Here is a 24,947-nt window from a genome sequence, read left to right as displayed (position 1 = left end):
TGTCAGAGGCCGTGGTGCGCCGCGATCGCGGCGGCGAGGGCCGCGGCAAGATCCGCCGGCGGCCGTCGGATGGAGTAGTTTACCAGCTCGGGATGCTGCTCGATGAAACCGGTGTCGAAGCGCCCCTCGCGGAACTCCGGCGTCTTCAGGATTTCGAGGTGGTAGGGCTTCGTCGTCTTCACGCCGTGCAGACCCGTGTCGAGCAGGGCGCGCCGGCCGCGCGCGAGCACCTTCTCCCAGGTGAGCGCCCAGACGGTGAGCTTCGCGCACATGGAGTCGTAGTGCGGCGGGAAGTCGTAGCCCGTATAGATCGCCGCGTCGGTGCGCACGCCCGGGCCGCCGGGCGCGTAGTACCGCGTGATGCGTCCATAGGACGGCAGAAAATCGTTCTTGGGATCCTCCGCGTTGATGCGGAACTGGATGGCGTAGCCGCGGCGCTGGATGTCTTCTTGGCGATAGGAGAGAGGCTGGCCCTCGGCGATGCGGATCTGTTCCTGCACGATGTCGACACCCGTGATCTGCTCGGTGATCGTGTGCTCGACCTGCAGGCGGGTGTTCATCTCCATGAAGTAGAAATTGCCTTCCTGGTCGAACAGAAACTCGACCGTGCCCGCGTTCTCGTAGTTCACGGTCTTCGCCGCGCGCACGGCGAGCGCACAGACCGTCTGGCGCTGGTCCTCCGTGAGCTGCGGCGAAGGGGCGACCTCGACCAGCTTCTGGTGCCGCCGCTGGATGGAGCAGTCTCGCTCGAAGAGATGGATCACGTTGCCGTGCTTGTCGCCGAGGACCTGCACCTCGATGTGCCGGGGGTTGACGATCGCCTTTTCGAGGAAGACGTGCGCGCTGCCGAACGCCTTGGTCGCCTCCGAAACGACGCGCTCGTACGCGCGGCGCAGCTCCTCCTCGCTGTTGCAGCGGCGTATGCCGCGCCCGCCGCCGCCGGACGTTGCCTTGAGCATGACGGGGTAGCCCACCTTTTTCGCGAGCTTGACGGCTTCGGCGACGTTCTTGAGGTTACCTTCGCTGCCCGGTACGACCGGCACGCCGGCCTTGATCATCGCCTCGCGCGCCAGGGTCTTGTCGCCCATTTCGCGAATGGCCTTGGGACTCGGTCCGATGAAGACGATGTCGCGGCGCCAGCAGACCTCGGCGAGCTGGGGGTTCTCCGACAGAAAACCGTAGCCGGGATGCAGGGCGTTGCAGCCGGCAGCGACCGCGACGTTCACGATCCGGTGGGCGTTGAGATAGCCACCCACGGGGTCGGGGCCGACGTTATAGGACTCGTCGGCCTTCTTGACGTGCAGGGCATGGCGATCGGCGTCGGTGTAGATAGCGACCGACTTGATGCCCATCTCGGCGCACGCGCGCACGATACGCACCGCGACCTCGCCGCGGTTAGCGACCAGTATTTTCTTGATCAAGGAAGCTCCGAACCGGGGAAGCGCTGGCCCAACGCCCGGCCCCGTCTTTTACGTAAAGCGGCAGGGGGTGTCAACAAAGCGCCGAACCCGCTGCGGCCATAAAAAGCCTTATTTTGACACAGGTTACCGGCGAATATATCATGCGCGCCCTATGTTGGGTGGCTGGCCAGCGACGGTCGACCCGATTCAGCTCGCCGACAAGGGCGAACGCCTCACGGCCGAGGCGCCGGTCGGGTCGCTCTCGCGACTGGCCGAGGCGTGCCTCGATCCGGAAGGCTCGGTTATGATCGACCTCTCGTTCGAGCGCTCGGGCGGCGACGGGCTGCGGATCATGCACGGGACCGTCCAGACGCGCGTGCGGTTGACTTGCCAGCGTTGTCTCGAGCCGATGGAGGCGGACCTGCGCGCCGAGCCGTACCTCGTCCTGCTTCGGCCGGGAGAGCACCCGGAGCTGGTCGAGGCAGGGGAGGCGCGGGTTTTCGACCGGCCGGTGCCGCTGAGCGAGCTTGTCGAAGACGAGCTTCTCCTGGTGCTACCGATGGTGCCGATGCACGCGCGGGACCGTTGCCGGGCCGGAAAGGCCGTCCGGGATGGAAGTGACAAGAGGGATGCGGGTCGTCCCAATCCGTTCGCGATATTGGGCAGTCTCAAACGCCCGGATCGCTGATGTCGTTTTATCTTTAAGGAGCCGATATGGCGGTACAGAAGAGCCGAGTGACACCTTCCCGGCGCGGTATGCGGCGCGCGCACGACAAACTGTCGAAACCGACGTTGTCCGTCGACAAGACCAGCGGCGAGACGCATCGCCGTCACCATGTCACCCGCGACGGGTATTACCGTGGACGCAAGGTGACGGGCACCTCGAGCGAGTAAGACTTGCCTTCCCGTACCCGGGGGTAAACGCGTGATCACCATCGCCCTCGACGCCATGGGCGGTGATCATGGCCCATCCGTCACGGTTCCCGCCGCCCTCGGTGCGCTTAGCAAGGAACCCACGCTGAAGCTCGTTCTCGTCGGCCGCCAAGAGGTGCTGGCGGCCGAGCTCGCGCATCGCCGCGCGCCCGAAGGGGCGAGGCTGACGATCCATCATGCGCCCGAGGTCGTCGCCATGGACGAGCCGCCGGCGCAGGCGCTACGGTCGAAGAAGGAGTCGTCGATGCGCATCGCGATCGACCTCGTCAAGCAGGGCGTGGCGCAGGCGGCGGTCTCCGCGGGCAACACCGGCGCCCTCATGGCGACCGCGCGCTTTGTCCTCAAGACGTTGCCCGGCATCGATCGCCCGGCCATCGTCACGACGCTTCCGACCGTCCACGGCCACGTGCACGTCCTCGACCTCGGTGCTAATGTCGACTGCACTCCCGAGCAGCTCCTCCAGTTCGCCATCATGGGATCGATCCTCGTCAGCGCCGTCGAAGGCAAGCCCCGGCCGCGTGTCGGCCTGCTCAACATCGGGCAGGAGGACATCAAGGGCAACGAGACGGTGAAGAAGACGAACGAGCTGCTGCGCGCGAGCCGCCTCAACTACGTCGGCTACGTGGAAGGGAACGAGATCTACACGGGCGACCTGGACGTCATCGTATGCGACGGCTTTGTCGGCAACGTCGCGCTCAAGGTGAGCGAGGGCCTCGCCCAGATGATCAGCCGGTTCATGGTGGAGGAGTTCAAGCGCAACTGGCGGACGCGCCTGGCGGGTGCCGTGGCGCTGCCGGTGCTGCGCGCCTTCCGCAACCGCGTCGACCATCGGCGTTACAACGGTGCGACGCTCATCGGTCTCAACGGCACGGTCCTGAAGAGCCACGGCGGAGCGGACGTCGTGGCGTTCGAGCACGCGATCCTCGAGGCCCTCGCGGAGGTCGACCATCGCGTGCCGGAACGCATCGGCGGCGAACTGGGGTCGATGCTCGGGGAAGGGCAGGTCGCGTGACGTATTCCCGTATTCTCGGGACCGGCGGCTATCTGCCGGCGAAGGTGCTGACGAACTCCGATCTCGAGAAGATGGTCGAGACCTCCGACCAGTGGATCGTGGAGCGCACCGGCATCCGCGAACGCCATATCGCATCTCCGGAGGAGACGAGCTGCACGATGGGTGTCGAGGCGGCGCGCCGCGCGCTCGACGCGGCCGGCGTCGCTCCATCGTCGATCGATCTCATCGTCGTCGCGACCACCACACCGGACCTCGTCTTTCCCAGCACGGCCTGTCTCGTCCAGGAACGTCTCGGCATACACGGTTGCCCCGCCTTCGACGTGCAGGCGGTGTGCACGGGGTTCGTGTACGCGCTCGCCATCGCGGACAAGTTCGTCTCCACGGGCAGTGCGCGCTGCGCCCTGGTCATCGGCACCGAAACCATTTCCCGCATCCTCGATTGGAAGGACCGCTCCACCTGCGTGCTCTTCGGCGACGGGGCGGGCGCGGTGGTCCTGGGAGACGCCGAGGAGCCGGGCCTCATTTCCTCGCACCTGCACGCCGACGGGCAATACAAGGACCTGCTGCACGTTCCGGCCGGGATCTCGCACGACTACGCGAAGTTCGCTGCCGGCGAAGCGCACGTGCGCATGGCGGGGAGCGAGGTGTTCAAGGTCGCGGTCACGACGCTCGGACGCATCGTGGACGAGACGCTCGAAGCGAACGGCATGCAGAAGTCGGACGTCCGCTGGCTCGTGCCGCACCAGGCGAACAACCGCATCATCAGCGCCACGGCGAAGAAGCTCGGCATGTCGATGGACCAGGTGATTCTGACGGTCGACCGCCACGGCAACACCTCCGCCGCCTCCATACCGCTCGCTTTCGATGAAGGGGTGCGCGACGGGCGCATTCGCCGCGGGGATGTGGTCCTGATGGAAGCCTTCGGCGGCGGCTTCACGTGGGGCTCCGTGCTGCTGAGGTACTAGGAGCGACCGCGCTCGATGCGCCATGTTGAATAACGCGACCGCACCAAACGCACGCCACCGTCCATAATCCCGAATTCGACAGTCCACACCCGAAATTCCTCTCGTGATCAAGACGCTCGCATTCGTTTTCCCCGGGCAGGGTTCGCAGTCGGTCGGCATGTTGAATGCCCTGGCCGCCGCGTATCCGATCGTCAAGCAGACGTTCAGCGAGGCCTCCGAGGTCCTCGGTTACGACCTGTGGCAGGTGGTCGAACAGGGCCCCGAGGAGCGGCTGAACCAGACTCAGGTGACGCAACCGGCGATGCTCGTCGCCGGCGTCGCGGTCTGGCGCGTGTGGCGCGGGGAGGGCGGGCCCATGCCGGCCGTCATGGCGGGGCACAGCCTGGGGGAATACACGGCCCTCCACTGCGCGGGCGCCTTCGGCTTCGCCGATGCCGTCCGGGTGGTCGCCGACCGTGCGCGGTTCATGCAGGAGGCTGTGCCCATCGGGCAGGGAGGCATCGCGGCACTCCTGGGGCTGTCGGACGAGGCGACCCGGGCGCTGTGCGAGCAGGCCGCGGAGGGAGAGGTCCTGGAGCCGGTGAACTACAATTCGCCCGGGCAGATCGTCATCGCAGGGACCGCCGCCGCGGTGGCGCGCGCCCTCGAGCGCGCCAAGGCGGCCGGCGCGAAGCGCGCGATCCTGCTCCCCATGAGCGTGCCGGCGCATTCGTCGCTCATGGCGCCGGCGGCGTCGCGTCTCGCGGAGCGCCTGAGCGGCGTCGCGGTCCACGCGCCGCGGGTCTCGGTCGTGCACAACGTGCACGCGCAGACGGAACGCGAGCCGGCGGCGATTCGGGAGGCGCTCGTGCGCCAGGTCGCGTCGCCCGTGCGCTGGGTGGACTGCGTGCAGAAGATGGAGCGCGAGGGCGTGCGGCTCTTCGTCGAGTGCGGGCCGGGCAAGGTGCTCGCGGGGCTGGTGAAGCGCGTCGCGGCCGAGGCGGCGTGTATTCCGGTCTATGATCCGAAGAGCCTCGAGGAGGCGCTGGCGCGGACACGCGAGACGGGCGTGGACGCTCGAACGGAGGAGGCATGACGAAGTCGCTCGAAGGTGAGATCGCACTCGTGACCGGGGCGAGCCGCGGAATTGGCCTGGCCATCGCGCTCGAGCTCGGCCGCCGGGGCGCCCGCGTGGTCGGGACGGCGACATCGCCCGAGGGGGCGGAACGCATCGGCAAGCTCCTGCAGGAGAACGACGTCGAGGGCCGCGGGCTCGCGCTCGACGTGACGGATCCCGGCTCGGTGGAGGCCCTGCTCGGAGAGCTGGAGAACACGACCGGGGCGCCGGGGATTCTCGTCAACAATGCCGGGATCACCCGCGACGGCCTGCTGATGCGCATGTCCGAAGCCGACTGGGACACGATCATCCAGACCAACCTGACCTCGGTTTACCGGCTGACCAAGGCCTGCCTGCGGCCGATGACCAAGGCGCGCAAGGGCCGCATCATCAGCATCGCCTCGGTGGTCGCGGCCACGGGTAACCCGGGCCAGACGAACTACGCCGCGGCGAAGGCCGGAATCATGGGGTTCACGCGGTCGCTCGCCCGCGAGGTCGGGAGCCGGCAGATCACCGTGAACGCCGTCGCGCCGGGTTTCATCGACACCGACATGACGCGCGCGCTCCCCGAAACGGTGCGGCAGGCGCTGCTCGGCCAGATCCCGCTCGGGCGGCTCGGTTCGGCGGAAGAGGTGGCGCACGCCGTGGCGTTCCTCGCCTCGCCGCAGGCCGCCTATATTACGGGCATGACCTTGCACGTGAACGGCGGCATGTATATGAATTGACGGGGAACGCGGCTTTACGCTTCAGGGTAAATCGGGTTTACTATGCGGCCGCTAAGGCCGGTCCAGTCATTATTCGGAGGAACTATTTCATGAGCAGTGTTGAGGAGCGCGTCAAGAAGATCGTTGTAGAGCAGCTCGGTGTGAACGAGGGCGAAGTCACCGGCGACGCTTCCTTTGTCGATGACCTGGGTGCGGACTCGCTCGACACCGTCGAGCTCGTGATGGCGCTGGAGGAGGAGTTCGACTGCGAGATTCCCGACGAGGAAGCCGAGAAGATCACGACGGTGCAGCAGGCCGTCGATTACATCAACGCGCACCTCAGCCACTGATCCTTCCACCCGCGGGACCGCCGGGCCTTGGCGGTCCCCCGGCCCTCGGGCCGGTCCTCCCGGGCCGCGTGCGCCAGAGGACATTCTGAATTGAGCAAACGTCGCGTCGTCATCACCGGTCTCGGCATCGTTTCGCCTCTCGGCATCGGTGTCGAGTCGAACTGGCGCGCCATCCTGGCGGGCCGAAGCGGCATCGGGAAGATCACGCACTTCGATGCGAGCGGCTACCCGTCGCAGATCGCGGGCGAGGTGAAGGATTTCGACCCGACCCGCTTCGTCAGCGAGAAGGAAGCGCGCCGCATGGACCGGTTCATCCAGTTCGGCATGGCCGCCGGTATCGAGGCGCTCAGGGACTCGGGGCTCGAAGTGACCGAGGCCAACGCCGAGCGCATCGGAGTCCATATCGGCTCGGGGATCGGCGGCGTGCGCACTATCGAGGACATGACGCGCACGGTCACCGAGAAGGGATCGCGGCGGGTCTCGCCGTTCTACGTCCCCTCCGCGATCATTAATATGATCTCGGGCGACCTTTCGATCATGTTCGGACTGAAGGGGCCCAACCTGGCCATGGTCACCGCCTGCGCCACGGCGACCCACGCGATCGGCGACGCCGGACGGTTCATCGAGTATGGGGATGCGGACGTCATGTTCGCCGGCGGAGCGGAGGCGGCAATCACGCCCACGGCGATGGCCGGGTTCGGAAACGCCAAGGCGCTGTCCGGTCGAAACGACAGCCCGGAGCTGGCGAGCCGGCCGTTCGATGCGGAGCGCGACGGGTTCGTGCTGAGCGAGGGCGCCGGTGTGGTGCTGCTCGAGGAGTACGAGCACGCGAGGAAGCGCGGCGCGCGCATCTACGCCGAGCTGGTCGGTTTCGGCATGAGCGGCGACGCCTATCACATGACGAGCCCGCCCGAGCATGGCGAGGGGGCGATGCGCTGCATGCTCAATGCGCTGCGCAATGCGCGCCTGAATCCCGGCGACGTGCAGTACGTGAACGCGCACGGAACGTCGACGCAGCTCGGCGACTTCGCCGAAACCGTCGGCATGAAGACGGCGTTCGGCGATCATGCCCGCAAGCTGGCGGTCAGCTCGACCAAATCCATGACCGGCCATCTCCTCGGCGCGGCCGGGGGCGTGGAGGCGATCTACACCGCGCTCGCGGTGTACCATCAGGTGGCGCCGCCCACCATCAATCTGACGACGCCTGATCCGAAATGCGACCTCGACTACGTTCCGGGCGCGGCCCGCGAGATGCCGATCACGGTCGCGATGTCCAACTCCTTCGGCTTCGGCGGCACGAACGGCACGCTGGTGATCCGCCGCGTGTGAGCGGCGTGGTGGACGCCGCCGGCGGCGTGTGGCGGAAGATGGACGCGTCGCCGGACCTGGCGGCGCTGCACGCCGCGAATCCCGCCCGCTATCCGCACCTTCTCGAGAGCGTGGCGCACGGAACGCCGCCGGGCCGCTTCGACATCCTTTTCGCGTTTCCCGGTCGCGTGCTCGCGCTCGATGCGGGCGGCATGGTGCGCGAGGACCGGGTTCCGCTCCCCGGTGTCGACTTCCTCTCGGCCCTCGATCGGGCGTATCGGGCACGACAGATCGCGGCGATCGAGAATTCACCGGTCCCTTTTCATGGCGGCTGGTTCCTGTTCCTGTCGTACGAGCTCATCGCGCAGATCGAGCCGCGGTTCCGCGCGCTGCCGCGGGACCCGGAGCTGCCGGTTGCGCAGGCGACCCGCTTCCCGGCCGCTGTCGTGCGGGACCGGCTGCGGAATTGCGCGTATCTCGTGTGCGAACGCGGGCAGGAACATCTTCTTGAAGCCATGCAATGCGACCTGGTCGAGGCGATTCCGGCTGAGGAGGGCGGAGACCCGACCGTCGCGGCAATCGAGGAAGAGCGACCGGAGGATTATCTGGCGCACGTGCGCCGGATCAAGGAGTACATCGCCGCGGGCGACGTCTTTCAGGTCAATCTTTCTCGCGGCTGGCGAGCGGTCTTTTCGCATCCGATCCCGCCGGTCGGCGTCTATCGTCGCCTGCGGGCCGCGAACCCGGCACCCTTCTCCGGCTTGATGACCTTCCCGGGCGGGGCGATTATCAGTTCTTCGCCGGAGCGCCTGATCGAGATTCGCGGGCGCACGGTACGGACCCGCCCCATCGCCGGAACCTATCCACGCGGCGGGGACCGGGACGAAGACGAGCGACGGGCGCGGGAGCTCCTCGCCCATCCCAAGGAGCGTGCCGAGCACGTGATGCTGATCGACCTCGAGCGTAACGACCTCGGCCGCGTCTGCCGGCCGGGCAGCGTGCGCGTGAGCGAGCTGATGGGGCTCGAGTCGTACAGGCACGTGCACCACATCGTCTCCGAGGTGTGCGGCGAGCTGCGCGAAGGGGTCACGCCCGGCGAGGCGATCCGCGCGGTATTCCCCGGGGGCACGATCACCGGGTGCCCGAAGGTGCGATGCATGGAGATTATCGCCGAGCTGGAGCGCGGCCCCCGCGGCGCCTACACCGGCTCCATGGGCTACTTGAACCGCGACGGCAGCCTCGACCTCAATATACTGATTCGCACGCTCGTGCAGTCCGGGTCCACTCTTTCGTTCCGCGCGGGTGCGGGAATCGTCGCGGACTCGATCCCGGAACGCGAACTGAACGAGACGCGCGCGAAGGCCCGGGGGCTCCTGGCCGCCCTGGGGGTCCGATGAGCACCCGCCTCCGGGTGCTGGTGAACGGCGAACCCGAGGACCGGGTGCCCGTATCCGATCGCGGCTTTCAGTACGGCGACGGTCTCTTCGAGACGATTGCCGTGCGCGAGGGCGAGCCTGTGCGGTGGGAACGGCACCTCGCCCGCCTCGGACTGGGATGCGAACGGCTGGGCATCCCGCCGCCGGACGCGCGCGTGCTCCGGGAGGAGGCGCGTCGTCTGTCTCATGGCCGGGAGCGCGCGGTTCTCAAGCTGGTGTACACGCGGGGGCCGTCCCCGCGCGGGTACGCGCCGCCGGTCTCGCCGACCCCGACACGGGCGCTCATCGTGTCGGAGTGGCCGTCGCACCGGGCCTCCCCGCCGGAGGAGGGCGTGGCGGTATGCCTTTGCAGGCAACGTCTGGCCGCCAACGCGCGGCTCGCCGGCATCAAGCACCTCAATCGTCTGGAACAAATTCTCGCGCGGGCGGAATGGCGCGACGAGTACGCCGAGGGACTCATGCTGAATGCGCGGGGCGACATCGTCGACGGGACCATGAGCAACGTGTTCGCTGTGCTGGACGACGTGCTGGTGACGCCCGAGATCGTGGACTGCGGTGTCGCCGGCGTGATGCGGAATCTCGTCCTCCAGCGCGCCGCGGCGCTCGGCATCCCGTGCCGCGTGCGGGCGCTTGCGCTCGTCGATCTTCGGCGCGCGCACGAAATCTTTCTCACGAACAGCGTGATCGGCGTCCTGCCGGTGGGTCGCTTCGAAGAGCGGGCGGTCGCCGTCGGCGCCGTGACGCGAGCGCTTCGGCGCGCGATCGCGGAGGACGACAACGATGTGGCGCGGCGCGCTTAAGACGATTGTCGCCGCGACCGTCGGTCTGGTCGTCGCGGGCGGCGTCTACCTGTACTGGGCCTGGCATCATCCGCTTGCGCCGGGCAGCGAGGAGTACCTCGTCAAGCCGGGTACACCGCTGCGCGCGCTCGCCCGCGAGCTGACCGGGCGCGGCGTACTCCCGGAACCGTACAGTCTGCTCGCGCTTGCCCACCTTCGCGGTCAAAGTCGGCTGCTCAAGGCCGGCGAGTATCGGTTCGCGGACGGCATGACGGCGAGCCAGCTGCTCGATCAGGTCGTGGCCGGGCGGGTGGTCGAGTATCCGCTCGTGCTGGTCGAAGGATGGAATTTCGAGCAGGTACGACGCGCCCTCGCCGGCGCGCCGAAACTCGCCCAGACGCTGCAAGGGCTGCCGGACGAGGAGGTCATGCGCAGACTCGGCTACCCGGGTCTCCATCCGGAGGGACGGTTCTTTCCCGATACCTATTACTACTCGGCCGGTCACACGGACCTCGCCCTTCTGCAGCGGGCCTTCGAGCGCATGCGCGCGCGTCTGGAGCAGGAGTGGGAGAGGCGCGCGCCGGATCTTCCGTACCGCACGATCGACGAGGCGCTCATCATGGCCTCGATTGTCGAGAAGGAAACCGGACGGCCGGAGGAGCGCACGCTTATTGCCGGCGTGTTCGTGAACCGCCTGCGGAGGGGCATGCGCCTGCAGACCGATCCGACCGTCATCTACGGTCTCGGGGCGGCGTACGACGGGAACATCCGGGCGAGGGACTTGCGCCGGGACAATCCCTACAATACCTACACGCGAGCCGGTCTTCCGCCGACGCCGATCGCCATGCCGGGAGGCGAAGCGCTGGCCGCGGCAATGCGTCCGGCGGCGACCGATGCCCTTTACTTCGTGTCGCGCGGCGACGGCAGCCATGTCTTCTCCGCGACCCTGAAAGAGCACAATGCGGCGGTGATCAAATATCAGCTGAAAGGAACGGCCCGTCCGTTTTCGTCCTCGCGCGGAAACGGCGGGGGACCGCGCCAGCGCCAGGCGCGGTGACCATGCGCGGCTTCTTCATCACGCTCGAGGGCGGGGAGGGCGCCGGCAAGAGCACGCAGCTGCGCGCCATCGAGGCCTGGCTGCGGGGACGCGGGCGGGACGTCGTGGTGACGCGCGAACCGGGCGGCACCGAGCTCGGGGAGCGTATACGCGAGCTCCTGCTCCACAAGGACGGGCGACCGACCGCCGACACGGAAACGCTGCTCATGTTCGCGGCGCGCGCGGAGCACGTGGCGCGGGTGATCCGTCCCGCCCTCCAGGCCGGACGGACCGTGCTGTGCGACCGGTTCACGGATGCGACCTACGCCTACCAGGGAGGCGGTCGCGGTCTGCCGCGCGAGCGGATCGAGATACTCGAAAACTGGGTGCAGGGCGGACTGCGACCCGACCTGACCCTGCTGCTCGACGTGCCCATCGCCATCGGCCTGAAGCGGGCGTGCGGGCGTGGCGAGCCCGACCGGTTCGAGCGCGAAAGCGAGGCTTTCTTCGAGCGCGTGCGCAGCGCGTATCTCCAGGCGGCGGCCAGCGAGCCCCGGCGTATCCGCGTGGTGACGACGACCGGCACGGTGGAGCAGACCACGCGGGAGATCGCGCGCGTCCTCGCCGAGGTGCTGGGTGGCTGAGCCCGGCGAGGTCCGCTGCGCCGGGATCCCTCCGCACCCGGGCTACCGGGAGCGCTACCCCTGGCACGCGCGCGCGTGGGCGCAACTCACCCGCGATCCCGCCAGGCTTCCGCACGCCCTGTTGTTGCACGGTCAGCCGGGTCTGGGCAAGGAGGCATTGGCATGGCGGTTCGCGCAGGCACTCGTTTGCGCCGACCCGGGCGCCGGTTTCGAGGCCTGCGGAGCGTGCCAGAGCTGCCGGCTGTACGTGGCGGGCACCCATCCCGATCTCCGGTTCGTCGGACTGGAGGAGGAGAGCCGTCAAATCGCCGTGGACCAGATACGCGCAGTCGGCAGCTTCCTTGCGCTGAGTCCGCATAGCGCGGCCCGCAAAGTGGTGATCGTCTCGCCGGCCGAGGCCATGAACCTCTCGGCGGCCAACAGCTTGCTCAAGGTGCTCGAGGAACCGCCGCCCGGCAGCGTGCTGGTCCTGGTCAGCAGCCGTATCGCCGGCCTTCCGGCGACGGTCCGCAGCCGCTGCGCCGCGATTGCGCTCGGTGTCCCGCCCCGGGCGGAAGCGGCCGATTGGCTGCGCGCACAGGGGGTGGCCCGGCCGGAGGAGATACTCGACGTGGCCGCCGGTGCCCCCCTCGCGGCGCTCGAACTGGAACGCTCCGACGGCCTGAACGAGCGGAAGGAGGTGCTGCGCGCGTTCGAAGCGGTCGGCGGGGGCACGGAGGATCCGGTCCGGTGCGCCACCCGCTGGAAGGCGGCCGATTCCCGTCGGTGCCTGAGCTGGGTACAGGACGAGGTCGCCAGGCGGATCGGCGCCCTGATGGCCGGCAGCGAAGCAACCTCAAAGTCAGCGGAAATCAAACGGTTGTTTGAATTCCTTGATGAGGTCTCTGAAGCACGGCGGCTGCTCGAGACACCGCTCGACCAAACGCTCCTGCTCGAGGACCTGCTGATTCGCTGGTCTCGAGCCGCGACCCGTTGATCGTCTACACTTAAGTCACCCGCATGAGCAATAAGCCGAACGTTCCCCTGAAACCCGTCCCGCTTCCCATGGCGCGGCCGGGCGTCCTCTCCCTGACGATCAAGGACAAGAGCGCGCTGTACGCCGCTTACATGCCCTTCGTGAAGGGCGGGGGCATATTCATTCCGAGCAACCGGCCCTACAAGCTGGGCGAGGAAGTCTTCATGCTGCTCACCCTCATGGACAGCAAGGAGAAGGTGCCGGTCGCCGGGCACGTGGTGTGGATCACGCCCCGCGGGGCGCAGGGCAGCCGTACGGCCGGCATCGGGGTCCGGTTCAGCGAAAAGGATTCGGGCGTCGCCCGCGCCAAGATCGAGAACCTCCTCGCGGGCGCGTTGAACTCGGACCGGCCGACCCACACAATGTAGCGGTGCCCGATCTCGTCGATTCGCACTGCCACCTCGATTTCGATCCCCTCGGCGCCGATGTCCCTTCCGTGCTCGCGCGGGCGCGTGAGAACGGGGTCGGCCACATGATCTGCGTTTCGGTAACGCTCGAGCGACTGCCCGGCATCATCGACATCGCCCGAGCGCATCCCCGGGTCTATGCCTCGGTAGGCGTGCATCCGAACGAGCGCGAAGGCAGGGACCCCACCGTCGAGGAGCTGATCGGCCTGGCCGAGGATCCCCGCGTCGTCGCGATCGGCGAGACCGGACTCGATTACTACCGCAGCGAGGGGGATCTCGCCTGGCAGCACGAGCGGTTCCGGCGCCATATCCGCGCCGCCCGGGCATCCCGCAAACCGCTCATCATCCATACGCGCGAGGCGGCGGACGATACGCTGCGGATCATGGCCGAGGAGGGCGCCGGCGAGATCGGCGGCGTGATGCACTGCTTCACCGAGAGTCGGGAAGTGGCCCGCAGGGCCCTGGATCTCGGCTTTTACATCTCCTTCTCCGGCATCGTCACCTTCCGCAACGCCGAGACGCTCCGCGCGGTCGCGAGGGAGGTGCCCGCCGACCGCCTGCTCGTCGAGACGGACGCGCCTTATCTCGCACCGGTCCCGTACCGGGGCAAGACCAACGAGCCGGCCTACGTCAGACACGTGGCGGAGTGTCTGGCGGACGTCCGCGGCACGGACCTCGACGAGTTCGCCCGACAGACCACTCGCAACTTTTTCGCCTTGTTTCGCGCTGTGCGCGCCGACTCCTAGCTGCAACTTCTCGGTGCGAAAACAAGGCGATTCGCGAGGCCGCTGAGCTCGATTCGAGGAGAGGCTACCCGGCGGCGATCGCGACGGCGGTCTCCAGTTGCTCGAGCGGCGTGTAGCAATGGGGCGAGAAACGGATGCCGCCCAGCCGCTCGGCGCAGACCACGTTCGCCTTCCGAAGCCTCTCGTGGATCACCGGGTTCGGGACCGAACGGTGGCGGAAGGAGACGATGCCCGCATATCGGCCGGAACGGGTCGGCGTGACGAGATCGAGCGACGGCGCCGCGCGGATCCTCTCGAACAGGTGTTCCGTGCGCTCGAGCACCCGGCGCTCCACGGTTTCCGGCCCGAGCTCGAGCAGCAGGGAGAGGCTCGCGGAGAGGGCGTGGATGCCGAGCATGTTCGGGCTGCCGCATTCGAAACGGCGTGCGCCGGCCGCGGGCCGCCAGTCGCGGCGTGCGTAGTCGCCCATGTCCTCCACCATGTGCCAGCCGTACTCGTGCAGCTTCAGCCGCTCGCGCCACTCCGGCCGGCAATAGAAAACCGCGATCCCCTCCGGCCCGAGCAGCCATTTGTGCCCGTCGGCCACGAGAAAGTCGATCTGCGCGGCCTGCACGTCGTGCCGGAACACGCCGAGCCCCTGGATCGCATCAACGCAGAAGGCGATGCCGCGCTCGCGGCAGGCGGTGCCGAGCCGTCCGAGGTCGAGGCGCAGTCCGGATGCGTACTGCACGGAGCTTACGGACACGAGGCGCGTGTGCCGATCGGTCGCTTCCAGGATGGCCGACTCGGGGTCGTGGACGTGCGACACGCGTGCTTCCCGCAGGCCGACGCCGCGGGAGGCGAGCGACTCCCACACGATGCGGTTGGACGGAAATTCCTCGGCCGTGATCACGACGTTGTCGCCCGACCGCCAGTCGAGACCGTAGGCCACGAACGACAACCCTTCGGAGGTGTTCTTGAGAAGCGCGATGTCGTCGATCGAGGGCGCGTTCACGAGGCCGGCAAGCTGCCCGCGCAGCAGCCGTTCGGTCTGCAGCCACTCGGGATAGCGGCTGGCACCTTCGCGAAGGTTCTCCTCGGCAAAGCGCTTGACCGTCTCGGCCGTTCTGCGTGGCCACGGGCTCACCGCGGCATGGTTCAGGTAAACGAGACCCGGAAGCAGTGGAAACTCGGAGATGAGAAGCGAGTCGATATCGCTGGCGCCGTTGCCTGCCATGGCCGCTCGAGATGCAAGGACGAGTCGGTAGTATCGCCCATTGCGTCGGGAGATGCCGCTTCGGCGATCGCGACCGCTGGCTGGACCGGCCGGTCATCGGGCGCCCCGGGAATCAGAACCGCGCCGCGGAAGCAGCCGGCGCGATACCCATGGCGCGGAAGCAGACCCGGCGCCGAGGGGCGCCGAAGTCGTCGTTCCGGGGCACGCGGCCCGCAGGCCGCGGCGGCTGGCTACTTCTACTTCGCCTTCGCCGTCCCGAGCGAGACCTTGCCGAGGGTGGCGTCCCAGTAGGCTTGCGCGCCGCCCTTCATGAAGTAGTAATCGGCAAGGCCTTTTTCCTCGATGTGGTACTGCATCCACTGTACCTGCTTGCCGACTGCGTCGTAGATGAGCAGCGTCTTTTTCTCCCTCTTCGCTTGCTCGATGGCGGCGTCGATCTTGGCGTTTTCGTCCAGCTGGGCGCGAAGCTCGCGGAACGGGAACAGCGGGGTATCGCGTTGTGCGCGGTCGCGGACGTCGAGGATGACGGCCGCACCCTCGGCCTTGGCCGCGAAATCCTTCGGCGGCAGCAGGCGCTCCTTGAAACGGTCGCTGTCGATGAGTGCCTTGGGGTTCATCGGCGTCTTCCCGAGGAGGGCCGTTTTCTCGGGATGCGCCTTTGCCCAGTCGAACACCCCGGCGTCGTAGCAGTAAACGTTCGGAATGCGCGAGGACTGCGCCATGAGCGCCGCATCGTAGGATTTGCGACAGGTCTTGCCGTTGCAGTAGAAAACGATCGGCTTGGTGCTCGACTCCCTGAGGCGGCGCACTTCCTGGACGAAGCTCTTGTCGGTCACGGGCAGCAGCAGGGCGTTCTGAATGCGCAGCGTGTCGTACTCGTATTGCGAGCGCACGTCCACGACGATGACCTCCTCGAACCGCGCGGCGAGATCCGCGGTTTCGAGCACCGTGACGTCGATGTACTGCGGACGCAGCGGGAACGCGCTGGGCGCGGCGTCCTTGGGTGCGTTCGCGGAGACCACGACGGGTTGCAGCGCGAGCATCGCCATAAAGACGACGGCGTAGACGGGGTGATTCATGATGGCTTCTCTCAAGATCTGCCCGAGGGCAGGCGTTCTTTCCGGTTGCCCGGTGCAGTCCTTCGCCCAATGGAGATCCAGGCCGTTTTCAAGCGGCAACAGGATGATGCAAGGCGTGTGCCGAAGTGTAAGAATCGCCGACATTTCCGTATGCCATTGAAATGAAACGACTTGTCCCGGCGCCCTGACTTAATATCCGGTGAGACCCGCGGTCGAGGATGTAACCGGGAGTGACCGGAAGCGGCAAGGACGCCGCCAGCGACGAGGCGGTTGTATCGCGCGTTCGGGCCGGGCGGGTTACCGTAACGAGACGCGTCCATGAGCCGTGCAGCGGCCTTGTCGTCCGACCCCTACGACGTCGTCGTCATCGGCGCCGGCCACAACGGGCTGGTCGCCGCGGCCTATCTCGCGCGCGCCGGGTTGCGGGTGATCGTGCTCGAGCGCCGTGATCTGATCGGCGGGGCGTGCGTGACCGAAGAGCTCTGGCCGGGCTTCAAGGTCTCGACCGCCAGTTACGTGTGCAGCCTGCTGCGCCCGCGCATCGTCCGGGAGCTGGAGCTCCGTCGCCACGGACTCGAGCTCCTGCCGCGTAACCCCTCGTCGTTCAGCCCGTTTCCGGACGGGCGGTACCTCATGCTCGGTCCCGACCGCGATCTCAACCGGCGGGAGATCGCGAAGTTCTCCTCGCGCGACGCGGACGCGCTGCCGCACTACGAGGCCATGCTCGAGCGGGTCGCGGACTTCATCGAGCCGACGCTGGAAATGACCCCTCCGGATCCCTGGTCCCTGCGCCCGCGCGATCTCTACGCGCTCGCCCGCCTCGGGTGGCGCTTCCTGCGCCTGGGAAGAAGGGACGGCGCGCGCGCCATCGAAGTCCTCACCGGGAGCGCGCGCGCCATCCTCGATCGCTGGTTCGAGTCCGAAGAGCTGAAGGCGACGCTGGCGACCGACGCGGTGATCGGGGCCTTTGCCGCGCCGTCCATGCCCGGCACGGCGTACGTGCTGTTTCATCACGTGATGGGCGAGTGCAACAGCGCGCGCGGCGTCTGGTGTTACGTGCGCGGCGGGATGGGCGGCATCAGCCAGGCGCTGGCGGCGGCCGCGCGCGCCCACGGCGCGGAGATCCGCACCGGCGCGCCGGTCGCGCGCATCGCCGTGCGCGAGGGGAAGGCGGCCGGGGTCGTGCTCGAGGACGGGAGCGAGATCGAAGCCCGCCAGGTGGTGTCCAACGCCGACGCACACGTCACCTTCCTGCGCCTGCTCGATCCGCGCCAGTTGCCCGCCGGCTTCGGCGACGCGGTCCGCGCGATCGATTACGCCAGTCCTTCGCTCAAGATCAACCTCGCGCTGAGCGCGCTGCCGGTTTTCGCGGCCCTGCCCGGGGCGGCGCCCGGTCCGCAGCACCGCGGCACGATCCACGTCGCTCCGTCGCTCGATTACATCGAACGCGCGTTCGACGACGCCAAGTACGGCCGGCCATCCAGGCAGCCGATACTCGAGTGCACGATCCCGTCGGTCGTCGATCCCACCGTCGCGCCGTCCGGCCGGCACCTCATGTCCGTGTTCGTGCAATACGCGCCGTACCGTCTGGCGGAAGGCACGTGGGACGACGCGCGCGAGGCGTTCGCGGATCGCTGCCTCGACGTGCTCGCCGAGTATGCGCCGAACATGCGGGGAGCGGTGGTTGCGCGCCAGGTGCTCGCGCCGCCCGACCTGGAGGAACGCTTCGCGCTGACCGGCGGCAACATCTTCCAAGGGGCCATGACACTGGGCCAGCTTTTCTTTCTCCGGCCGGTGCCCGGTTACGCCGATTACCGCGCTCCGATCGCCGGCCTCTACCTGTGCGGCGCCGCCACGCATCCGGGCGGCGGCGTCATGGGCGCCTGCGGCTTCAACGCTGCACGGGAAATGCTGCGGGACGCACCTCGGTTCCGGGCCAAGGCAGGCGCGCGAGCGGGACGACGGACCTGATGTCCCCGGGGCCGCCCCCGCTCGCGTTCGGGGAATGCCCGGCCGGGGGAATTGACGCACGTCAAGAACACGCGCCGCCCGTTGCGCAAACATGTACGCAAAGGGAGCTCCGGGGGTCGGAAGAATGGCGCACAAGCAGATCCTCTTCGGTTCGGCAGCCCGCGAACGGATCCTGCGGGGCGCGGGGGCGCTCGCCGATGCCGTGCGCGTCACGCTCGGGCCCAAATCCAAATCGGTCCTGCTTCAGCGAAAATGGGGCGCCCCGATCGTGTGCAACGACGGCGTCACCATCGCGAAGGAGGTCGATCTCCGGGACCCCGAGGAGAACCTCGGCGCCCAGATGTTGCGCCAGGCGGCGGAGAAGACCGGCGACGCGGTCGGTGACGGCACCAGCACCTCGACGGTTCTCGCCCACGCCATCTACGCGGAGGGCGTGCGCAACGTGGTGGCCGGCGCGAGCGCGATCGATCTCAAGCGCGGCCTGGATCGCGGGCTGAAAGCGGCCGTCGACGCGTTGCGCGCGCTGTCCCGTCCCGTGCAGACGCGCAGGGAAAAGGCGCAGGTCGCCACCATCTCGGCGCACAACGATCCGGCGATCGGCGAGCTCGTCGCGGAGGCGATGGAGCGGGTCGGGGGCGAGGGGGTGATCACGGTCGAGGAGTCGAAGACGACCGAAACCGTGCTCGACGTCGTGGAGGGCATGCAGTTCGACCGCGGCTATATCTCGCCTTACTTCATCACCGACACCGAAAAGATGGAGGCGGTGCTCGAGGACGCCTGCATCCTCATCTGCGACCGCCGGATCAGCAGCCTGCGCGACCTGATTCCGATCCTCGAGCAGATCGCCAAGGCCGGACGCCCGGTGCTGGTCGTTGCCGAGGAGGTCGAGGGCGAGGCGCTCGCCACGCTGATCGTGAACCAGGTGCGGGCCGTGCTGCGGAACTGCGCGGTGAAGGCCCCCGGGTTCGGCGACCGACGGAAGAGCATGCTCGCCGACCTCGCGATTCTTACCGGCGGGCAGGTCATCTCGGAGGATGTCGGGCTCAAGCTGGAGGACGCCACGTTCGAGCAGCTCGGCCGCGCCCGGCGCGTCGTCGTGGACAAGGACAACACGACCGTCATCGGCGGCGCCGGCGAACGCGCGGCGATCGACGCACGCATGCAGCAGATCCGGCGCGAGATCGAGAAGGCGACGAGCGACTACGATCGCGAGAAGCTGGAAGAGCGGCTCGCGAAACTCGCCGGCGGGGTCGCCGTCATCCGCGTGGGGGCGCCCTCCGAGGCCGAAATGAAGTCGAAGAAGGAGGCGCTGGACGACGCGATCAGCGCGACCAAGGCCGCGGTCGAGGAAGGCATCGTCGCCGGCGGGGGCCTCGCGCTCATCCGCGCGATCGATGCGGTCGCGCGCGAGGAGCAACAGTGCGACGGCGACGAGCGCACGGGCGTGCAGATCCTGAAGCGCGCGCTCGAATCCCCGGCGCGACAGATCGCCGAGAACTCCGCCGTCGACGGCGGCGTGGTGGTCGAGCGCATGCGACACGGGGAGGGCAATCTTGGCTTCGACGCCGCGCGCAAGGAGTACGTCGATCTGGTCGGGGCGGGCATCATCGATCCCACCAAGGTCGTGCGCGTCGCGCTCGAGAACGCGGTGTCGGTCGCGAGTCTGCTCCTGCTCACCGAGGCGACGATGACCGAGATCCCGGAGAAGCCCAGGGAAGGCGCGCCGGCCGAGCCCGAGTACTGACCCCCGCGCGCGAGAGCGCCGGGCGTCGTTTGGAGAAGCGAATCATGAAGCTGCCGTTGCAGATCGTCTTCCGAAATCTGGACCCCTCCGATGCCATCGAGGCGAAGGTCCGGGAGCGGGCGGAGCGGCTCGAACGCTATGCCGACGACGTCATGAGCTGTCGGGTGGTCGTCGAGGCCGAGCACAAGCACCGCCACCAGGGGCACCTGTATCACGTGCGCGTGGACCTGAAGGTGCCGGGCGCGGAGCTGGTGGCGAGCCGCGAGCCGGAGCTGAACCACGCGCACGAAGACGTCTACGTCGCCATCCGGGACGCCTTCGACGCGGTGCGGCGCCGGCTCGAGGATCACGAGCGGCGCCGGCGCGGGGACGTGAAGAGTCACGAGACGCCGCCCCACGGCCGCATCGTCGAGCTGAACCCCGGGGAGGACTACGGCCGGATCGAGACGGGGGACGGTCGCACCGTCTACTTCCACCGGCACAGCGTGATCGACGCCGACTTCGGCGACCTCGCGGTGGGCGCCGAGGTGCGTTTCGTCGAGGAGATGGGCGAGCGCGGGCCGCAGGCGAGCACCGTCCGTCTCGTGGGCAAGCATCACCCGGGGTGAAAGGACCAGGGGTGGCGAAGGGGGGCACGCCGGCGATCCCGCCGCTCGAGGCGGAGAAGCTCTACACCCGCTGCGACCCCGCGCAGCTCGACTTCGAGACCACCGCGGGTCTGAAGCCGCTCGATACCATTCTCGGGCAGCCGCGCGCGCTCGAAGCCCTGCGTTTCGGCATCGGCATCCGGCGCCCTGGTTACCATCTCTACGCGCTCGGCCCTCCGGGCGCCGGCAAGCGCACGCTGGTGCGGCTGATACTCGACGAGCGCGCGGCGCGGGAACCGGCCTCCCTTGATCTTTGCTACGTCAACAACTTCGACGCGCCCCACCGTCCACGCCTCCTGAGGCTCCCGACCGGCGTGGGCGAGCGTCTTCGGCGCGACGTGGACCGGCTGCTGGAGGACGTGCGAGGCGCGATTCCGGCGGTGTTCGAAACCGACGAGTATCGGGCGCGGCGGCGCGAGATCGAGGAGTCGCTCAAGGAGCAGCAGCAGCGTGCGTTCGAGGAGCTGGGCCGCGAGGCCGACTCGCACGGCATCGCGCTCATCCGCACGCCGGCCGGCATGGCGTTCGCGCCGATGCGCAAGGGCGAGGTGGTCGGCGCCGAGGAATTCCAGGCGCTGCCCGGGGAGGAGCAGGAGCGGCTGCAGGCGGTGATCGCCTCGCTCGAAGAGCGCCTCGAGCGGCTCATGCAGCAGATCCATCAATGGCGGCGCGAGGGGCAGCAGCGAATCCGGCAGCTCGATCGCGAGGTGGCGACGTCCGCCGTGCGCCACGCGATCGACGAGCTGCGCAAGGGCTACGCATCGCTGGCGCAGGTCCTGGAGCACCTCGACCGGCTCGAGCAGGCGATGGTCGAGAACTTCGAGGATTTCCGCCGCGGCGAGGAAGGACCCGAGACGCCGTCCGGCCTGCCTATGACGGGAGGCGGGGCGCCCCTGCGCCGCTACCGCGTCAATGTGCTGGTGGATCGAAGCGGGGTGGCGGGCGCGCCGGTCGTGCACGAGGACCATCCCACCTACCACAACCTGCTCGGGCGCATCGAGCACGTGGCGCAGATGGGGGCGCTGGTCACGGATTTCGCCCTGATCAAGGCGGGCGCGTTGCACCGGGCCGACGGCGGATACCTCCTGCTCGACGCGCGCAAGCTGCTCATGCAGCCCTTCGCCTGGGAGGGGCTCAAGCGCGCGCTCGATACGCGCGAGATCCGGATCGAATCGCTCGGGCAGGTGCTGAGCCTCATCAGTACCGTCTCGCTCGAACCCGAGCCCGCGCCGCTGGATGTCAAGGTTGTGCTGCTCGGGGACCGGCTGCTGTATTACCTGCTGTACCAGTACGACCCCGACTTTGCCGAGCTCTTCAAGGTCGCCGCCGACTTCGAGGACGACATGGCGCGCGACGATCAGGCGCAGCTCGGTTACGCGCGGCTCATCGCCGGGCTCGTCCTCAAGGAGAAGCTGCTGCCCTTCGATCGCGGAGCGGTGGCGCGCACCGTCGAGCACGCCGCGCGGCTCGCGGACGACGCCAGCAAGCTGTCGCTGCGCGTGCGCGAGCTGGCCGACCTGCTGCGTGAAGCGGATTACTGGGCGCGCGAGGCGGGACGCGGGACGGTCACGGTCGAGGACATCGCGCGCGCGATCGACGCGAAGGTCTATCGCCTGGATCGCGTGCGGTCACTCGTGCAGGAGCAGATCGAGCGCCGGCTGCTCCTGATCGAGACCCGGGGAAGCCGTGTGGGGCAGGTGAACGGGCTGTCGCTCGCGCGGCTCGGCGACTTCGCTTTCGGCCATCCGGTCCGGATCAGCGCGCGGGTTCGGCTCGGCAAGGGTGACGTGCTCGATATCCAGCGGGAAGTCGAGCTCGGCGGTCCGATCCACAGCAAAGGCGTGCTGATCCTCTCCGGCCTCCTCGGCGGTCGTTACGTGCTCGATCGGCCGCTCTCCATGTCGGCGAGCCTGGTCTTCGAGCAGACCTACGGCGAGGTCGAAGGAGACAGCGCCTCGTGCGCGGAGCTTTATGCGCTGCTCTCGGCGCTCGCGGACGTCCCGCTCCGGCAGTCGCTGGCCGTGACCGGCTCAATCGATCAGCACGGCGAGGTGCAGGCGATCGGCGGAGTGAACGAGAAGATCGAGGGGTTCTTCGACGCCTGCCGGCGTCGCGGCCTGACCGGCGAGCAGGGCGTGCTCATCCCGGCGGCGAACGTGCAGCACCTGATGCTGCGCGCGGACGTCGTGGAGGCCGCGGCGCAGGGACGCTTCCACGTTTACGCGGTAAACCACGTCGACGAGGGGCTGGCGCTCCTCACCGGACGCCCGGCCGGCGAGCGGGGTCCGGACGGCCGGTTTCCCGACGGCAGCGTCAACTTCCTGGTGGAGGCGAAGCTGCGCGCGATGGCCGAGCAGGCCCGGGCGTTTTTCGCACCGGGGCCGGGCGACGACCCCGATCCCTCGCGCGCGCGGCGCTAGGGTGCGGCTGCGCGCTCCGCGCGGGCTGTCCCGCGCTTCAGGGCCGTCTTCGGAGGGACGTGCCAGAGATAGACGGTGCGTCCATCGAAATTGCGTTCCGCCTCGGGCGTCCAGTCCCCCATGTCGAACCGGTGCGACACCACCGGAGTGCCGGGCCTGAGCTCCTCGAGCAGCTTGGGGCGCAGGCGCAGGTTCACCTCGGGAAGGAGATAGAGCGTCACCGCCGTCGCCGGCCGCAGATCGACCTCGAACAGGTCGGACTGGATGAATCTCACCTTGTCCGCGACGCCGGCGGCGCGCGCGTTCTCGTTCGCCTCCGCGATGCGGTCCGGATCGATGTCCACGCCGACGCCGCGCGCGCCGAACTCCTTGGCCGCCATGATGACGATGCGGCCGTCGCCCGAACCGAGATCGTAGACCAGGTCGTCCGGTCCGATCTTCGCGAGCTCCAGCATGCCCCGCACGACCTCCTCGGGCGTAGGCACGTAGGGGACATCGCGCGCCTGGGCCGGTGCGACGAGCGCCGCGAGACAGAGCAGCCACCACCCCCATCCGAGTCTCCGAGCTACACGCATCGCCGACCTCCTTATCGGTTTCGCCGAGGCGAACCATGGCGAAGCCCGGACGCTCGCGCAATCGGGGACTTCCGGGCCCCGGGCTGCGACGATCGGGCGGACAAGTCCGCGGCAGCATCGTGTCTTTGCGACCCGGAAAAAAAGTGAGGCAACGTAACGATCGTGAAACGTACTAACTGACTCGATTCGACCTCCCTCATCGCCCGCGGCGGCGAGCGTCGCACCATCACGTGCACGTCGCCTGGGCTTTCGGCTACAACCTCGTGGCGCTCGCAGCAGCGAGCGCGGGCCTGCTTCGACCGGTCCTCGCCGCCGCGCTCATGGCGGGATCGAGCCTGTTCGTGTTGCTGCGCACCGTGGCGCGAAACGCCGGGAAAGGTGACGCTCCGGCGCCGACGCCGATAAGCGATTCACCCGCCGGGCTGCGGTTCCGACGTCGACGGCGCCTTCGCGCCCGCTCACGCGTCGGCGAGCTTGCGCAGATCCTCGTAGAGCGCGTCGTCGACACGGACGCCGTCGCGGCGTGCGTGCGCCTCGTGCTCGAGGCGCCGCGCGCCGGGCAGACGCACGTCGCCGTCCGCCAGCATCGCCGAGATCAGGGTCTCGATGCGTTCCAGGTAGGCATCGCGCCCGGCGAGCGCGCCCGGGTCGATCACGAGGAAGGCCTGCCCGATGCGCGGGCGGTTGCCCGTATCGCTGAAGAACGAGTCGGCCTCGAAGCCGTAAGCCGCGCCGGTGAGCGCGACGCAGAGAAGCTCGACGACGAGCGCGAGCATGGCGCCCTTGACGCCGCCCGCCGGCAGCATGCTGCCCGAAAGCCCGGCCTGCGGATCGGTCGTCACCCGGCCGTCCCGGTCGAGTGCCCAGCTGGGCGGGATCGACTTCTTCTCGCGCGCCGCGACGAGCAGCTTGCCGCGTGCGACCTCGGAGAGCGAGAGATCGATCACGAGCGGACGTCCGTCGCGGCGCGGGAAAACGGCGGCGATCGGATTGGTGCCGAAGAGCGGCCGCTTTCCGCCCCAGGCCGCCATGGCGGCCGGCGAGTTGCCGAAGGCGAGGCCGACGAACCCGTTCTCGGCGACCGGCATGAGGTGCAGCGCGGCGACCCCGAAGTGATTGCTGTTCGTCACGCCGGCGAACGCGGCGCCGTTCGATCTGGCCCGCGCGATCGCCTCCTGGACGGCGAGGGCGCACGCGGCGAACGCCATGCCGCAGGCCGCGTCGATGAGGACGGCCGCCGGCTTCGCGGACGCGATGCGCGGTTCGGCGCGGCCGTCCGTCCGGCCGGCGCGCAGGTGCGCGCAGTAGAGGGGCACCCGGGCGAGACCGTGCGAGGCGAGACCCTGGGCCTCGGCGATCGCGAGCGCGGCGGCCGCCGGTTCCGCCTGCCGTCGGGAGGCGCCCGCCCGCTCGAGCGCGCGGGCGACGAGGTCGGACAGGTCAGCGAGTGCGAGCGTCGGCATG

At 68.5% G+C, this 24,947-nt stretch carries 24 protein-coding genes; 19 read left to right on the top strand and 5 right to left on the bottom strand.

The features are described 5' to 3' along the window. Positions 1-2: 2 nt before the first annotated feature. Positions 3-1,421, bottom strand: a complete 1,419-nt coding sequence (locus SVA_RS09210) for an acetyl-CoA carboxylase biotin carboxylase subunit (RefSeq protein WP_096460945.1) — start codon at positions 1,419-1,421, stop codon at positions 3-5. Between the two features lie 151 nt (positions 1,422-1,572). Here SVA_RS09210 and SVA_RS09205 point away from each other — a divergent pair, with 151 nt between their 5' ends. From SVA_RS09205 to SVA_RS09135, 15 genes are all read left to right on the top strand, one after another. Beyond that, positions 1,573-2,088, top strand: a complete 516-nt coding sequence (locus SVA_RS09205) for a YceD family protein (protein WP_169924041.1) — start codon at positions 1,573-1,575, stop codon at positions 2,086-2,088. A 26-nt stretch (positions 2,089-2,114) separates the two neighbouring features. Then, positions 2,115-2,294, top strand: coding sequence for a 50S ribosomal protein L32 (gene rpmF, locus SVA_RS09200; protein WP_096460943.1), 180 nt, complete (start codon positions 2,115-2,117; stop codon positions 2,292-2,294). A gap of 31 nt (positions 2,295-2,325) precedes the next feature. Further along, on the top strand, positions 2,326-3,345 hold the full coding sequence (gene plsX / locus SVA_RS09195; RefSeq protein WP_231971874.1) for a phosphate acyltransferase PlsX: 1,020 nt from the start codon (positions 2,326-2,328) through the stop codon (positions 3,343-3,345). Further along, the gene (locus SVA_RS09190) at positions 3,342-4,310 is read left to right on the top strand and encodes a beta-ketoacyl-ACP synthase III (RefSeq protein ID WP_096460942.1); all 969 of its coding nucleotides are present in this window, start codon (positions 3,342-3,344) and stop codon (positions 4,308-4,310) included. The genes plsX and SVA_RS09190 overlap by 4 nt, the downstream gene beginning before the upstream one ends. A 103-nt stretch (positions 4,311-4,413) precedes the next feature. After that, entirely contained in the window at positions 4,414-5,385 is a 972-nt protein-coding gene (gene fabD / locus SVA_RS09185; RefSeq protein ID WP_096460941.1) for an ACP S-malonyltransferase, read from the top strand. Beyond that, positions 5,382-6,131, top strand: coding sequence for a 3-oxoacyl-ACP reductase FabG (gene fabG / locus SVA_RS09180; protein WP_096460940.1), 750 nt, complete (start codon positions 5,382-5,384; stop codon positions 6,129-6,131). The genes fabD and fabG overlap by 4 nt, the downstream gene beginning before the upstream one ends. 89 nt (positions 6,132-6,220) lie before the next feature. Next, positions 6,221-6,460, top strand: coding sequence for an acyl carrier protein (acpP, locus tag SVA_RS09175; protein ID WP_096460939.1), 240 nt, complete (start codon positions 6,221-6,223; stop codon positions 6,458-6,460). Between the two features lie 90 nt (positions 6,461-6,550). Then, positions 6,551-7,789, top strand: coding sequence for a beta-ketoacyl-ACP synthase II (gene fabF, locus SVA_RS09170; protein ID WP_096460938.1), 1,239 nt, complete (start codon positions 6,551-6,553; stop codon positions 7,787-7,789). Positions 7,790-7,827: 38 nt separating this feature from the next. Beyond that, positions 7,828-9,165: an aminodeoxychorismate synthase component I gene (locus tag SVA_RS09165; protein WP_096462893.1), complete on the top strand. Its 1,338-nt coding sequence runs from the start codon at positions 7,828-7,830 to the stop codon at positions 9,163-9,165. Next, positions 9,162-10,004, top strand: a complete 843-nt coding sequence (gene pabC / locus SVA_RS09160; protein WP_096460937.1) for an aminodeoxychorismate lyase — start codon at positions 9,162-9,164, stop codon at positions 10,002-10,004. The genes SVA_RS09165 and pabC overlap by 4 nt, the downstream gene beginning before the upstream one ends. Then, positions 9,985-11,040, top strand: coding sequence for an endolytic transglycosylase MltG (gene mltG / locus SVA_RS09155; RefSeq protein WP_096460936.1), 1,056 nt, complete (start codon positions 9,985-9,987; stop codon positions 11,038-11,040). Before pabC ends, mltG begins: the two co-directional genes overlap by 20 nt. Before the next feature lie 2 nt (positions 11,041-11,042). Beyond that, a complete protein-coding gene (gene tmk / locus SVA_RS09150; RefSeq protein ID WP_096460935.1) occupies positions 11,043-11,663 on the top strand; it encodes a dTMP kinase in 621 nt (206 codons plus the stop codon). Next, a complete protein-coding gene (gene holB, locus SVA_RS09145; RefSeq protein WP_096460934.1) occupies positions 11,656-12,639 on the top strand; it encodes a DNA polymerase III subunit delta' in 984 nt (327 codons plus the stop codon). The genes tmk and holB overlap by 8 nt, the downstream gene beginning before the upstream one ends. Positions 12,640-12,662: 23 nt before the next feature. Next, positions 12,663-13,046: a PilZ domain-containing protein gene (locus tag SVA_RS09140; RefSeq protein WP_096460933.1), complete on the top strand. Its 384-nt coding sequence runs from the start codon at positions 12,663-12,665 to the stop codon at positions 13,044-13,046. A gap of 2 nt (positions 13,047-13,048) precedes the next feature. Beyond that, positions 13,049-13,831: a TatD family hydrolase gene (locus tag SVA_RS09135; protein WP_096460932.1), complete on the top strand. Its 783-nt coding sequence runs from the start codon at positions 13,049-13,051 to the stop codon at positions 13,829-13,831. 64 nt (positions 13,832-13,895) lie between these two features. Here the strand turns inward: SVA_RS09135 and SVA_RS09130 are convergent, their stop codons facing one another. After that, on the bottom strand, positions 13,896-15,047 hold the full coding sequence (locus SVA_RS09130) for an aminotransferase class V-fold PLP-dependent enzyme (RefSeq protein WP_096460931.1): 1,152 nt from the start codon (positions 15,045-15,047) through the stop codon (positions 13,896-13,898). Positions 15,048-15,283: 236 nt separating this feature from the next. Next, positions 15,284-16,126 (bottom strand): rhodanese-like domain-containing protein, encoded by an 843-nt coding sequence (locus tag SVA_RS09125; protein ID WP_169924040.1) that lies wholly within the window; start codon positions 16,124-16,126, stop codon positions 15,284-15,286. Positions 16,127-16,444: 318 nt separating this feature from the next. On the opposite strand from SVA_RS09125, the gene SVA_RS09120 reads away from it, so the two are divergent. From SVA_RS09120 to SVA_RS09105, 4 genes are all read left to right on the top strand, one after another. Continuing rightward, positions 16,445-18,097, top strand: a complete 1,653-nt coding sequence (locus SVA_RS09120) for a phytoene desaturase family protein (protein ID WP_096460929.1) — start codon at positions 16,445-16,447, stop codon at positions 18,095-18,097. Positions 18,098-18,221: 124 nt separating this feature from the next. Next, the gene (groL, locus tag SVA_RS09115) at positions 18,222-19,841 is read left to right on the top strand and encodes a chaperonin GroEL (protein ID WP_096460928.1); all 1,620 of its coding nucleotides are present in this window, start codon (positions 18,222-18,224) and stop codon (positions 19,839-19,841) included. A gap of 44 nt (positions 19,842-19,885) precedes the next feature. Then, positions 19,886-20,449, top strand: coding sequence for a ribosome hibernation-promoting factor, HPF/YfiA family (hpf, locus tag SVA_RS09110; RefSeq protein ID WP_096460927.1), 564 nt, complete (start codon positions 19,886-19,888; stop codon positions 20,447-20,449). A gap of 11 nt (positions 20,450-20,460) precedes the next feature. Further along, a complete protein-coding gene (locus SVA_RS09105) occupies positions 20,461-22,908 on the top strand; it encodes a Lon protease family protein (RefSeq protein WP_197703440.1) in 2,448 nt (815 codons plus the stop codon). On the opposite strand, the gene SVA_RS09100 is transcribed toward SVA_RS09105, so the two are convergent. Continuing rightward, positions 22,905-23,483 (bottom strand): SAM-dependent methyltransferase, encoded by a 579-nt coding sequence (locus SVA_RS09100; RefSeq protein ID WP_096460926.1) that lies wholly within the window; start codon positions 23,481-23,483, stop codon positions 22,905-22,907. The two genes, SVA_RS09105 and SVA_RS09100, sit on opposite strands and share 4 nt — an antisense overlap. A 458-nt stretch (positions 23,484-23,941) precedes the next feature. Beyond that, on the bottom strand, positions 23,942-24,946 hold the full coding sequence (locus tag SVA_RS09095) for an Ldh family oxidoreductase (RefSeq protein ID WP_096460925.1): 1,005 nt from the start codon (positions 24,944-24,946) through the stop codon (positions 23,942-23,944). Position 24,947: the final 1 nt, after the last annotated feature.

This window comes from Sulfurifustis variabilis (genome assembly GCF_002355415.1).
Lineage (GTDB): Bacteria > Pseudomonadota > Gammaproteobacteria > Acidiferrobacterales > Sulfurifustaceae > Sulfurifustis > Sulfurifustis variabilis.
The sequence above is the reverse complement of the archived record's forward strand: the minus strand, read 5'-3'. Positions and strand labels throughout refer to the sequence as shown.

Bases quoted from the DNA above. Each gene is read 5' to 3' on its own strand.
- SVA_RS09205 (WP_169924041.1), top strand. From the start codon at position 1,573: ATGTTGGGTGGCTGGCCAGCGACGGTCGACCCGATTCAGCTCGCCGAC.
- rpmF (WP_096460943.1), top strand. From the start codon at position 2,115: ATGGCGGTACAGAAGAGCCGAGTGACACCTTCCCGGCGCGGTATGCGG.
- fabG (WP_096460940.1), top strand. From the start codon at position 5,382: ATGACGAAGTCGCTCGAAGGTGAGATCGCACTCGTGACCGGGGCGAGC.
- acpP (WP_096460939.1), top strand. From the start codon at position 6,221: ATGAGCAGTGTTGAGGAGCGCGTCAAGAAGATCGTTGTAGAGCAGCTC.
- SVA_RS09165 (WP_096462893.1), top strand. From the start codon at position 7,828: ATGGACGCGTCGCCGGACCTGGCGGCGCTGCACGCCGCGAATCCCGCC.
- pabC (WP_096460937.1), top strand. From the start codon at position 9,162: ATGAGCACCCGCCTCCGGGTGCTGGTGAACGGCGAACCCGAGGACCGG.
- mltG (WP_096460936.1), top strand. From the start codon at position 9,985: ATGTGGCGCGGCGCGCTTAAGACGATTGTCGCCGCGACCGTCGGTCTG.
- tmk (WP_096460935.1), top strand. From the start codon at position 11,043: ATGCGCGGCTTCTTCATCACGCTCGAGGGCGGGGAGGGCGCCGGCAAG.
- SVA_RS09140 (WP_096460933.1), top strand. From the start codon at position 12,663: ATGAGCAATAAGCCGAACGTTCCCCTGAAACCCGTCCCGCTTCCCATG.
- SVA_RS09130 (WP_096460931.1), bottom strand. From the start codon at position 15,047: ATGGCAGGCAACGGCGCCAGCGATATCGACTCGCTTCTCATCTCCGAG.
- SVA_RS09125 (WP_169924040.1), bottom strand. From the start codon at position 16,126: ATGAATCACCCCGTCTACGCCGTCGTCTTTATGGCGATGCTCGCGCTG.
- SVA_RS09120 (WP_096460929.1), top strand. From the start codon at position 16,445: ATGAGCCGTGCAGCGGCCTTGTCGTCCGACCCCTACGACGTCGTCGTC.
- groL (WP_096460928.1), top strand. From the start codon at position 18,222: ATGGCGCACAAGCAGATCCTCTTCGGTTCGGCAGCCCGCGAACGGATC.
- hpf (WP_096460927.1), top strand. From the start codon at position 19,886: ATGAAGCTGCCGTTGCAGATCGTCTTCCGAAATCTGGACCCCTCCGAT.
- SVA_RS09100 (WP_096460926.1), bottom strand. From the start codon at position 23,483: ATGCGTGTAGCTCGGAGACTCGGATGGGGGTGGTGGCTGCTCTGTCTC.
- SVA_RS09095 (WP_096460925.1), bottom strand. From the start codon at position 24,946: ATGCCGACGCTCGCACTCGCTGACCTGTCCGACCTCGTCGCCCGCGCG.